The sequence below is a fragment of the Kitasatospora sp. NPDC050463 genome (assembly GCF_040655255.1).
Lineage (GTDB): Bacteria > Actinomycetota > Actinomycetes > Streptomycetales > Streptomycetaceae > Kitasatospora.
In genome coordinates this window covers 108,006-118,600 of record NZ_JBFAJO010000022.1, presented here as the reverse complement: position 1 = coordinate 118,600, position 10,595 = coordinate 108,006, and the positions used below count along the sequence as shown (strand labels likewise).

8 protein-coding genes and 2 pseudogenes are annotated in these 10,595 nt (G+C 68.3%); 4 read left to right on the top strand and 6 right to left on the bottom strand.

The window, feature by feature from the left end; genetic code table 11:
- A pseudogene (locus AB0J08_RS16765) lies at nucleotides 1-408 on the top strand (hypothetical protein); the annotation flags it as partial.
- A gap of 269 nt (nucleotides 409-677) precedes the next feature.
- Here the strand turns inward: AB0J08_RS16765 and AB0J08_RS16760 are convergent.
- A complete protein-coding gene (locus AB0J08_RS16760) occupies nucleotides 678-1,508 on the bottom strand; it encodes a sulfite exporter TauE/SafE family protein (RefSeq protein ID WP_360633652.1) in 831 nt (276 codons plus the stop codon).
- Nucleotides 1,509-1,927: 419 nt separating this feature from the next.
- Here AB0J08_RS16760 and AB0J08_RS16755 point away from each other — a divergent pair, with 419 nt between their 5' ends.
- Nucleotides 1,928-3,190 (top strand): hypothetical protein, encoded by a 1,263-nt coding sequence (locus AB0J08_RS16755; RefSeq protein ID WP_360633649.1) that lies wholly within the window; start codon nucleotides 1,928-1,930, stop codon nucleotides 3,188-3,190.
- Here the strand turns inward: AB0J08_RS16755 and AB0J08_RS16750 are convergent.
- From AB0J08_RS16750 to AB0J08_RS16730, 5 genes and pseudogenes are all read right to left on the bottom strand, one after another.
- Complete coding sequence (locus tag AB0J08_RS16750) at nucleotides 3,120-3,965, bottom strand: PE-PGRS family protein (protein ID WP_360633646.1); 846 nt, start codon at nucleotides 3,963-3,965, stop codon at nucleotides 3,120-3,122. The genes AB0J08_RS16755 and AB0J08_RS16750 overlap by 71 nt on opposite strands.
- Before the next feature lie 122 nt (nucleotides 3,966-4,087).
- Nucleotides 4,088-4,615: a hypothetical protein gene (locus tag AB0J08_RS16745; protein WP_360633644.1), complete on the bottom strand. Its 528-nt coding sequence runs from the start codon at nucleotides 4,613-4,615 to the stop codon at nucleotides 4,088-4,090.
- 343 nt (nucleotides 4,616-4,958) lie between these two features.
- Nucleotides 4,959-5,915: a pirin family protein gene (locus AB0J08_RS16740; protein ID WP_360633641.1), complete on the bottom strand. Its 957-nt coding sequence runs from the start codon at nucleotides 5,913-5,915 to the stop codon at nucleotides 4,959-4,961.
- Nucleotides 5,916-6,026: 111 nt separating this feature from the next.
- A pseudogene (locus AB0J08_RS16735) lies at nucleotides 6,027-6,236 on the bottom strand (pirin family protein); the annotation flags it as partial.
- Nucleotides 6,237-6,388: 152 nt separating this feature from the next.
- Entirely contained in the window at nucleotides 6,389-6,817 is a 429-nt protein-coding gene (locus AB0J08_RS16730; protein WP_360183278.1) for an SseB family protein, read from the bottom strand.
- Between the two features lie 293 nt (nucleotides 6,818-7,110).
- Between AB0J08_RS16730 and AB0J08_RS16725 the strand changes: the two genes are divergently transcribed.
- Together AB0J08_RS16725 and AB0J08_RS16720 are read left to right on the top strand one after the other, a co-directional pair.
- Complete coding sequence (locus AB0J08_RS16725; RefSeq protein WP_360633638.1) at nucleotides 7,111-8,940, top strand: acyl-CoA dehydrogenase; 1,830 nt, start codon at nucleotides 7,111-7,113, stop codon at nucleotides 8,938-8,940.
- A gap of 331 nt (nucleotides 8,941-9,271) precedes the next feature.
- On the top strand, nucleotides 9,272-10,567 hold the full coding sequence (locus AB0J08_RS16720; RefSeq protein WP_360633635.1) for a M18 family aminopeptidase: 1,296 nt from the start codon (nucleotides 9,272-9,274) through the stop codon (nucleotides 10,565-10,567).
- The last annotated feature ends 28 nt before the right edge of the window (nucleotides 10,568-10,595 follow it).

Here is a 10,595-nt window from a genome sequence, read left to right as displayed (position 1 = left end):
CAGCAGCCTCGGCTACCGCAGTCCAGCCGGCTACGAGAACGTCCTGGCGGCCTGACCACCACACCGAGGGTGTCCGTCAAAGCGGAGCAAGCTCAGCTCGCTCTCCTGACTCGTATCGGTGAGGGCGTCAACCCCGTCACCTCGGACGAACCCACGCTTGCCGTTACGGCACGGGCTCTCAAAGGCCGCGGGCTCGTCCTCATGCCGAAGGCTGCTGACAAGAAGTGGCGAGCAGAGATCACCGACGTTGGACGGTTCTATCTGGAACATGGCCATCACCCGGACCAGCCGGCCAAGAAGGTCGGTCGGCCTGCTGAGCGAGGCCAGGTTCAGGAACCGGCTACGAAGGTCGTCCGGCAGGACGCTCAGCCGAGCGAAGGGGCCGCAAGCCTGTTTTCGTCAGGGTGAACGAGAGCCAGTGCGTTAACGGAATCGGGAGCCAGCTCGCTCTGTTCGGAACGGTGCTGGCCGCTGGACGAGCGTGATCGTCAGCGAGTTTGGGCGCCACCCCTATCGGGTGATACCTCGTCACGAGGTTTCATGTCGTGGGGTGTCGTCACCACGGCGGTGAGCGTGGTCGATGGGTTGGTGGTCCGCTCTGTGTCCCTGACAGGCGGGTCCAGGTGGACACGGCCCGCTACCCCGGCACGGAGGACAGCCGATGCCGGTGGGGGCGGTTAGTGCTCGGCGGGGGCGGCGTGGCGGGCGGTCTTGACCGCCGAGATGAGCAGGATCACGGACAGGGCCGGGATGAGGACCAGATCGTCGATGACGCCGACAAGGAGCCCGCCGAGTATGGCCCCGGTGATGGAGCCCGCCGCCAGGATCGCGGTGAAGCGGAGGTTGGCCCGCAGGACGGCGAAGCTGCCGTCGCGGCTGTAGCGGGCGAAGGCGACGAGCATGGTCGGCAGGGACACCAGCAGCGACAGACTGCCCGAGATCTTGATGTCCGCGCCGTAGAGGAGCACGATCGTGGGGATCAGCAGCTCGCCTCCGGCGACGCCCATGATTGCGGCGACCACGCCGATCCCGAACCCGGCCACCACGCCGGCGACGACCTTGACCGGGATGCTGAGATCAAGCGTGCCCAACTTCGTGGTGTGAGTGAGGACCAGGGCGCCAGCCATGGCCACCATCAGGGCGGCGAGCACCTTGTAGAGGGTGGCGGTGCGCATCCGCACGGCCCAGGACGCGCCGGCCCAGGCCCCCAGCAGGCTCCCGGCGAGCAGGTTGACCGCGACTGTCCAGTGCGTGCCAAGGTCAGAGAACGGCACGGCGGCCAGCCGGGCGGGCAGCGCGGTCAGCACGACGATCAGGCTCATCGCCTTGTTCAGGATGACCGCCGCCAGGGCCGCGAACCCGAACATGCCGATCAGCAGGGGCAGCCGGAACTCCGCCCCGCCCAAGCCGATCATGCCGCCCAGCACACCGACCGCGGCCCCGCAGGCGAACGTCAGGGGCATCGAGCGAATGGCTCGGCCGGGCAGCACATCGGGGCTGGCGGTCACGGACGCAAACCTCCCTGCGGCGGCGCTCTGTGCGCGCCGGTCGGAGCCAAGCATGTCCGCCCACCGCCGACACGCCTACCCCGGGTCGGGAGGATCTCAGGTTCCTCCGATTCCTCCGACGGCTTCGCGTCCGTTCTCGTCGGTTCGTCCGAAGCCAGCACCGAGGGGCAGATCTCGAGTGGGTCGCGTCCGGCTGCCCATCACGGCCAACCGGAGCAAGACGATACTGCCGCGAACGCGGCGTGTCGGACCGTCAGGGCAGCTGGCTCCCAAACTCGATAACGAAACCACTGGCTCCCGAAACCGCTGCTGCACCGGCTCTCAAAACACCTGCTCAATACACCGCAAGCCCGAAGTCGGCGGTACCTACCCGTTCCACCCGCCCGCTGCCACCTCCCCGCTCGGTGACTGGGCCGGCGTTGATCGAGCAGGTTCAGCAAGCCGGGCAATTCCTGCGCATTCCGGATCCGTCTCCCGAGGAACGTGCGCGGCTGCGGCGGGCCTTTGACGCCGCGCGCGAGTACGCCCCCGACGGCTACCAGCTGAACTACAGCGGACGGGAGAAGGGCGACTTCTTCCTCGGCCTGCTGCGGACGAGCGGGCTCGACGAGACCGAGTGGAACCGAATCCGCCTCCAGCGAAGCAGGGTCATCACGGACGTCGACGACGTGATCGCGGCGATCAAGGCTGACCACAGCGCCTTCGAGATCTCCGAGGACGTGCTCCCACGAGTCCTGTCGATCGTCCGTCTGATCGCCGAGGAAGCCCTGTCGAGGCATGGGGACGTGACGATCTCGAAGAAGCGGCGCCAGGTCAGGCCGATGCTCAACGTCCACGGCAAGACCTGGGAGATCGAATTCAAGGAGCGGCAGAGGCACGTCCAGTACGTTCCCACCCCCAAGGGGCGACGCAAGACCTACGGCTGGCAACGGGTCACTCCCGCCCACCGATCCGAGCCGTCCGGCGAGCTCGACCTCTGCCTGGTCGAACCTCACCACAGCTACAACCGCGCCAATGCCTGGACGAAGCAGTGCGGAGACACACCCGTCCGTCAGCTGGAGGAACAGATCGGGGCTGCCTTCCGGGCCCTGAGAGCACGCGCCGAGGAGCAGGAAACGCACCGTCTGGCGTACGAGGCCGAGCAACGACGACTCAAGGACGAGCGGGAACGGGCGGAGACCGGGCGGCGGCGACTGGAGGCCGAGGAGAAGGAGCGCAAGCAGCGGAAATGGGAGAAAACGGTCGCGGCCGCCAAGGTCCACGCCGCCGAGGCTGCGCGGGCGGAGACCTTCGGGGCGGCCCTGGACCGGTGGCGTGCTGCGGCTGAGATCCGCCGGTTCTGTGCGGAGCTGAAGGAATCCGTGTCCCGCGCCACGTCCGTCGCGGAGGCTGAGCGCCTGCGTCAGTGGGCCAAGTGGGGCGAGGAAGAGGCCGACAGGATCGACCCGACGTCGCCCGGCCGCGGGCTCGGCGTCGAGGACTTCGAGGCCGAACCCACTGACGAGGCTCTGCGCCCCTTCCTCAAGGGCTGGAGCCCGCACCGGCCCGTCAAGGAAACACCGCCGACCGAGCATGCCCAGCCACCCCGCCAGCCAGACCCCTGGCGCGACCTCAGCGCCTCACCTCGGGACCAAGGCTGGAAATACGGACCCCAAGGTCGCGCTCAATGGTGGAGGCGATGACGCCGTGCCCTCGCTCGCGCAACGCCTTCACGGCCCGCTCGATCAGGGTGTTCAGCCGCTCCACCTCTTCGCGGAGAGCGAGCAACTCGTCATAACGGTCCACCCGCTCCTGGCCACACCACTCGCGGATGGTCCGGAGGGCGTCGTCTTCGGCCTTCAGCTTCCCGTCGTCCCGGCGGCGCTCCCAGGAGTGCCATGACGGAACGGCCCGCTCGCGGTCCACGGACTCCTGCCGGCGGTCGACCTCCGGCAGGATCTCCTCAGCCAGCATTTCCGCCACGCGCCGGGCGATCCGCTCGACGACCGGCCAGCCCGCCAGGCACAGCCCGGAGTGGTTCTCGTAGACCATCGGATCGGCGCGTAGCTCGGCCGGATCGAGGCCCAGGCGCTGTGCTGTGGCATCCAGGTCTGCCAGCTCCAACACGCCAGCGTCAGCCACGCCTTTGCGCAGCCGGACCTGGCTCTTTGGGCGGACGAACCCCAGGATCGTCCGGACCGCCTCGAACTCGGGGCTCTTACGCACCTGCCGGGACGCCTCGGTCAGCCTCAGCTCCGCAGCATCGTCAGCACGGAAGACCTCAACGTCGGCCCACCGGGCGACCAGTGATGCCTGCGCCACCCACTCCTGCAGTCCGGCCTCCTCACCTTCAAGGAACCGGACGTGCACCTGGGTCGACCGACGCGGGTCTCCCACTCGGACGATCTCCACACGGCGGACAGCGCCACCGAGCAGCTTGGGCTGGGCACGATAGGCCCAGTTCTCGTTGATCTCCACGCACCCATTGAGCCAAAGCGGCGCCCTGCCGCGCTACCGCTTCCCAGGACCGTTACCGGCCGGAAACGGAACGGGGACCGCCGTGAGGTGGCGCAGCAGACCATGGTTCCATGCAGCTAACCTCAGGAACCCTGCGCGGTCTTGAGTCGCGCATTCTCGCCCTCCAAGGCCGCGATACGCTGTTCAAGCTGCGTGCGAGTGAGGCGATTACTTTTGGGGGCTTGGGTGGAGGGATTTCTGGGATTCGCCAGCTCCGCTACAAGCCCGAGTGGCTCGTAGGCCACGATGGCCGAGGGGTCCTTGCCACAGTCCGGGCACCGCATTGACGATGATCCGTGCATCCTGGGATTGACCATGGTGCAGTGGCGCTTCGTCTCCACGATGTGGCCGCAGTAGAGACGCACGCGCCAACGCATGATCTGGTGATCCGGGTTCTTGAACGCTCCCAGCATCTCAAGCGCCTTTTTGCGGTGAGCGTAGCGCTGCTCCCTAAGCTCCGGATCCGCCTCCTCCTCGGCTTGCCACTTTTCCGCCTGCTTGTTGACGGCGTCACGGATCTGATCTGAGGATTTCTGTGAAGCATGATCTCGCCGAGTCAATTCATACGCTTCGAGCGGGACTCCATGCCTCTCATGAGCAACATCGGCCATGTGCGAACCGTATCGACGGCTGGATCGGACTGCCCGGACTGGTCGATTAGTCTCCGGCAATCGGTCATGTGCCGAAATATTTAGTGAGGTATCGGATCGCAAGTGATCAGTCGATGATTGGATAGTGGCGAGCTGTCCGATGCGCTCGGACGTCGGCCCGACGCCGGGTGACTTCGCCATCCCAGCCTGCCCGCTGCCCTGTCGCCGTTAGGCGTGGTTGGGGCTTTGGCCGTCCGGGCAGGAGACCTCGGCTTGGGGGCTGGGCTCAAGGTTCTCGGTGCATGCATGGCGAGACCCCGGCCGCGGGGTGCGGTCGGGGCCTCGTCCGGCGTGGCGGTACGGGTCAGTTGGCGTCGGCTGGGATGGTGCCGAGGCGGCCGGCCTGGAAGTCCTCCATGGCCTGCTGGAGTTCGCGGTGGCTGTTCATGACGAACGGGCCGTAGTGGGCGACCGGCTCCCGGATCGGCTGACCACCGAGGAGGACGACCTCGAAGTTGGCGCTTCGGGAGTCCTGGGTGTCGTCCGCCCGGATGGTGAGGGAGTCGCCCTCGCCGAAGACCACGGACTGGCCCATGTGGAACGGCCGACGCTCGGCGCCTGCCGAGCCGCTGCCGGCGAGGCCGTACGCCAGGCCGTTGAAGTCGGCGCGCCAGGGCAGCGTGACCTCGGCGCCGGGGTTCACGGACACGTGGATCATCGTGATGGGCGTGTGCGTGGCACCAGGGCCTTGGTGGCCCGCGATGTCACCGGCGATGAGCCGGACGAGCGCGCCGCCGTCCGCCGAGGCGAGCAGCTTCACGTTCGTGCCGCGGATGTCCTGGTACTTGGGCGCAATCATCTTGTCCGAGGCGGGCAGGTTCACCCACAGCTGCAGACCGTGGAAGAGGCCGCCGGACATGACCAGCGACTCCGGCGGGGTCTCGATGTGCAGCAGGCCGGAGCCGGCCGTCATCCACTGGGTGTCGCCGTCGGTGATGGTGCCGCCGCCGCCGTGCGAGTCCTGGTGAATGAAGGTGCCGTCGATGATGTAGGTGACCGTCTCGAAGCCGCGGTGCGGATGCCAAGGGGTCCCCTTCGGCTCCCCAGCGGCATAGTCGACCTCGCCCATCTGGTCCATCATGATGAAGGGGTCCAGGTACTTCTGGTTGATCTTGGCGAAGGCGCGGCGAACCGGGAAGCCCTCGCCCTCGAAGCCCTCGGGGGCGGTCGAGACGGCCAGGACGGGGCGGGCGACGGAGCCCTCGGCGGTGGCCGCGATGCGCGGCAGGATCAGCGGGTTCTCAACGGTCACGGCAGGCATGTCGGCCTCCTCAGTTGGGTTGGATAGCGATGTTCGTCCTGCGTCTTCGCAGGTCAGGGCCCTCTTGCGACTAGTCCCCCAACTGGACTAGCTTTTCGGCTCCCCGGCCGCGTAGTCCACCTCGCCCATCTGGTCCATCATGATGAACGGGTCCAGGTACTTCTGGTTGATCTTGGCGAAGGCGCGGCGGACGGGGAAGCCCTCGCCCTCGAAGCCGCTGGGAGCGGTCGACACGGCCAGCACGGGACGCGGTCGGGACCCCCCGGCGGGGGTGGTGACACGCGGCAGGATCAACGGGTTCTCGACGGTCACGGCGGGCATGGTCGGCCTCCTTCGGGGGGTTCCTCTGGCCTACGTCCACGAGATTAGTTCAATTCTCAACAAGAAGCAAGTTGAACTTTGAACTACATGCCGACGGTGGGGCTCGGGACCGTCTCCGGGGTCCGTCGACCCCCGCGCGACCGCGCGGGGCGTCAGCCGTACATGCGGCGCATGGTGAAGTCGACCATCTGCTCGACCGCCTTGGCGTCGAACACCATCCGGTGCTCACCCTCCATGTCCAGGGCGAAGCCGTACCCGGTCGGCAGCAGGTCGAGCACCTCGGCGCCGGTGACCGTGAAGTGCTTCGAGTCCTTGCCGGCGTAGCGGCGCAGCTCCTTCAGCGAGCTGAACATCGGGATCACCGGCGTCGGCGTGTTGTGCAGCGCCAGGAAGCCCGGGCGGTCGCCGCGCGGGCAGTGCACCTTGGAGGTGATGAAGATGGCCTGGAAGTCCTCCACCGCCATCGAGCCGGTGGTGAAGGCCCGGACGGCGTCCGCCAGCGACGGCGGGGAGGGCTCCGGGTACAGGGACTGCTGCTGCGACGCCTGCGGCTGCTCGCCGTACGGGCCGGGGCCGGGCATGCCGTTCATGCCCGGCTGCGGTCCCGCCTGCTGCTGGTAGGGATCGCCCGGGTATGCGTTCTGGTCATAGCCGTACACACGGACAGGCTATCGGGAGCGCAGCCGCCTGTGCGGGCGTCGATCCTGACAAGGAGTGGTCGTCCCGGCTTGTGGGACGTGACCACGTTCATAGCGGATTCACCGCCAGGGGCTTGAAACAAGTTACCGCTGGGTAGCATCATGATGCCTACTGGTGGGTACGGGGCGCCCGAACGCGGCGGTCTCCCGGAAGCGACGAACCGGAGAAAACGGCGATGGGTCACTACAAGTCCAACCTGCGGGACGTGGAGTTCAACCTCTTCGAGGTGTTCGGCCGCGAGCAGGTCTACGGCACCGGACCGTTCGCGGACATGGACGTCGAGACCGCGAAGAACATCCTGAGCGAGATCGCGCGCCTTGCCGAGAACGACCTCGCCGCGTCCTTCGTCGACGCCGACCGCAACCCGCCGGTCTTCGACCCGGAGACCAACACCGCTCCGGTCCCGGCCTCGTTCAAGAAGAGCTACCAGGCCTTCATGGACGCCGAGTGGTGGCGCCTGGGCATCCCGGAGTCCATCGGCGGCCAGGTCACCCCGTCCTCGCTGATCTGGGGCTTCGCCGAGCAGATCCTCGGCTCGAACCCGGCCATCTGGATGTACTCCTCCGGCCCGGCCTTCGCCGGTGTCATCGCCGACGAGGGCACCGAGGAGCAGCTGGAGATCGCCAAGCGGATGACCGACCGCCTCTGGGGCTCCACCATGGTGCTCACCGAGCCGGACGCCGGCTCGGACGTGGGTGCCGGTCGCACCAAGGCGATCAAGCAGGAGGACGGCTCCTGGCACATCGAGGGCGTGAAGCGCTTCATCACCTCGGGCGAGCACGACATGTCCGAGAACATCATCCACATGGTGCTGGCCCGCCCCGAGGGCGGTAAGCCGGGCACCAAGGGCCTCGGCCTCTACATCGTGCCGAAGTACGACTTCGACTGGGAGACCGGCGAGCTCGGCGAGCGCAACGGCGTCTACGCGACCAACGTCGAGCACAAGATGGGCCTCAAGGCCTCCAACACCTGCGAGATGACCTTCGGCGCCAAGCACCCGGCCAAGGGCTGGCTGCTGGGCGAGAAGGTCGACGGCATCCGCCAGATGTTCAAGATCATCGAGTTCGCCCGGATGATGGTCGGCACGAAGGCCATCGCCACCCTCTCCACCGGCTACCTGAACGCGCTGGAGTACGCCAAGGAGCGCGTGCAGGGCGCCGACATCTCGCAGTTCCTGGACAAGACCGCGCCGCGCGTGACCATCACCCACCACCCGGACGTGCGCCGCTCGCTGATGACCCAGAAGGCGTACGCCGAGGGCATGCGCGCGCTGGTCCTGCTCACCGCCTCGACCCAGGACGACGTGCTGGCCGCCCGCCTGCGCGGCGAGACCGACGAGGCCGCCGAGCGCCTGAACGACCTGCTGCTGCCGATCGTCAAGGGCTACGGCTCGGAGAAGTCCTACGAGCAGCTCGCCCAGTCCCTGCAGACCTTCGGTGGCTCCGGCTACCTGCAGGAGTACCCGATCGAGCAGTACATCCGGGACGCCAAGATCGACACCCTCTACGAGGGCACCACCGCGATCCAGGGCCAGGACTTCTTCTTCCGCAAGATCGTCAAGGACGGCGGCCAGGCGCTCACCGCGCTGTCCGAGCAGATCCAGAAGTTCCTCGGCTCCGCCGCGGGCGGCGACGCCCTGGCCGCCGAGCGCGAGCTGCTCGCCAAGGCCGCCGGTGACCTGGAGGCCATCGTCGGCAAGCTGCTGGCCGACCTCTCCTCGGTCGAGCAGGACGTCAAGAACATGTACAAGGTGGGCCTCAACACCACCCGCCTGCTGATGGTCTCCGGCGACGTCGTGGTCGGCTGGCTGCTGCTGCGCCAGGCCGCGGTGGCCCTGGCCAAGCTGGAGGCCGGCGCCTCGGAGAAGGACGTCGCCTTCTACCAGGGCAAGGTCGCGGCGGCCCGCTTCTTCGCCAAGAACATCCTGCCGACCGTCGGCTCGCAGCGCCTGATCGCCGAGGGCATCGACAACGAGATCATGGAGCTGGCGGAGGAGGCGTTCTGACGCCCACCCGCCCACTGACCGCCTGACCCAACCCTCACACCGAAGGGCCCGGTTCCTCGACCGGGCCTTTCGGCGTTCCTCCGTCCCGTCCCGTCCGGCTCGCGGCTCCCCGGCTGCCCTTCGCGGCAGCCGGGACCGGGCCGGGCCATGACCGTCCGCGACCGGCCGCAACCACTGGGTGCGCGGGATCCGGCGCGGCGTCAGTTCACCTTCGGGTCCGCGTTCTGCATCCGTTGGGAGGTTCCGAGTGTCCTGTCCGTGTACGGGCATATGCTCAAGGTGCGAAGCCGACCCCCATCCGGTTTCAGCCCTCCCTCGACTCAGGAGCAGCATGTCGACCGCCGCCCGTCAGGCCTTCTTCGACCGGACGCACACCGATGATCTGATTGCCTTCCTCGGTACCTCACCGTCGCCCTACCACGCGGTCGCCAGCGCCGCCGAGCGGCTGGAGAAGGCGGGTTTCCGGCAGGTCGCCGAGACGGACGCCTGGGACGCCGTGGCCGGGGGCCACTACGTGATCCGGGGCGGCGCGCTGATCGCCTGGTACGTGCCGCAGGGCGCCGGTCCGCAGACGCCGTTCCGCGTCGTGGGCACCCACACCGACTCGCCGAACCTGCGGGTCAAGCCGGTGCCTGACACCGGCTCGGCGGGCTGGCGGCAGGTCGCGGTGGAGATCTACGGCGGCGTGCCGCTGAACACCTGGCTCGACCGCGACCTCGGCCTCTCCGGCCGCCTCGCGCTGCGGGACGGCAGCTCCCGGCTGGTGCAGCTGGACGAGCCGCTGCTGCGCGTGCCGCAGCTGGCGATCCACCTGGACCGTCAGGTCAACGAGGGGATGAAGCTCGACAAGCAGCGCCACCTGACCCCGATCTGGGGCCTCGGCCCGGTCGACGAGGGCTCGCTGATCGAGTACGTCGCGGAGCGCGCCGGGGTGGCCGCCGCGGACGTGGCCGGCTGGGACCTCATGACGCACGACGTGCAGCCCGCCAGCTACCTGGGCCGGGACCGCGAGCTGCTGGCCGGGCCGCGCCTGGACAACCTGCTCTCGGTGCACGCCGCCACCGCCGCGCTGGCCGCCGTGGCCGGCGCGGACCTGCCGTACATCCCGGTGCTGGCCGCCTTCGACCACGAGGAGACCGGCAGCGAGTCGGACACGGGCGCGCAGAGCCCGCTGCTCGGCAACGTGCTGGAGCGCAGCGTCTACGCGCGCGGCGGCAGCCCCGAGGACCGCGCCCGGGCGCTGGCCGGCACCGTCTGCCTCTCCTCCGACATGGGTCACGCCGTCCACCCGAACTACAGCGAGCGGCACGAGCCGGGGCACCACCCGATGCCGAACGGCGGGCCGATCCTGAAGGTCAACGTCAACAACCGGTACGCGACCGACGGCATCGGCCGGGCCGTCTTCGCGGCGGCCTGCGAGAAGGCCGGCGTGCCGTGGCAGACCTTCGTCTCCAACAACGCCATGCCCTGCGGGACGACGATCGGCCCGATCACCGCGGCGCGGCTCGGGATCAGCACGGTGGACTGCGGCATCGCGGCGCTCTCGATGCACTCGGCGCGCGAGCTGTGCGGCGCCGACGACCCGTACCTGCTGGCGAGCGCGGTCAAGGCCTTCCTGGAGGGCTGAGCCCGCACGGCACGAAGGGCCCGGCAGT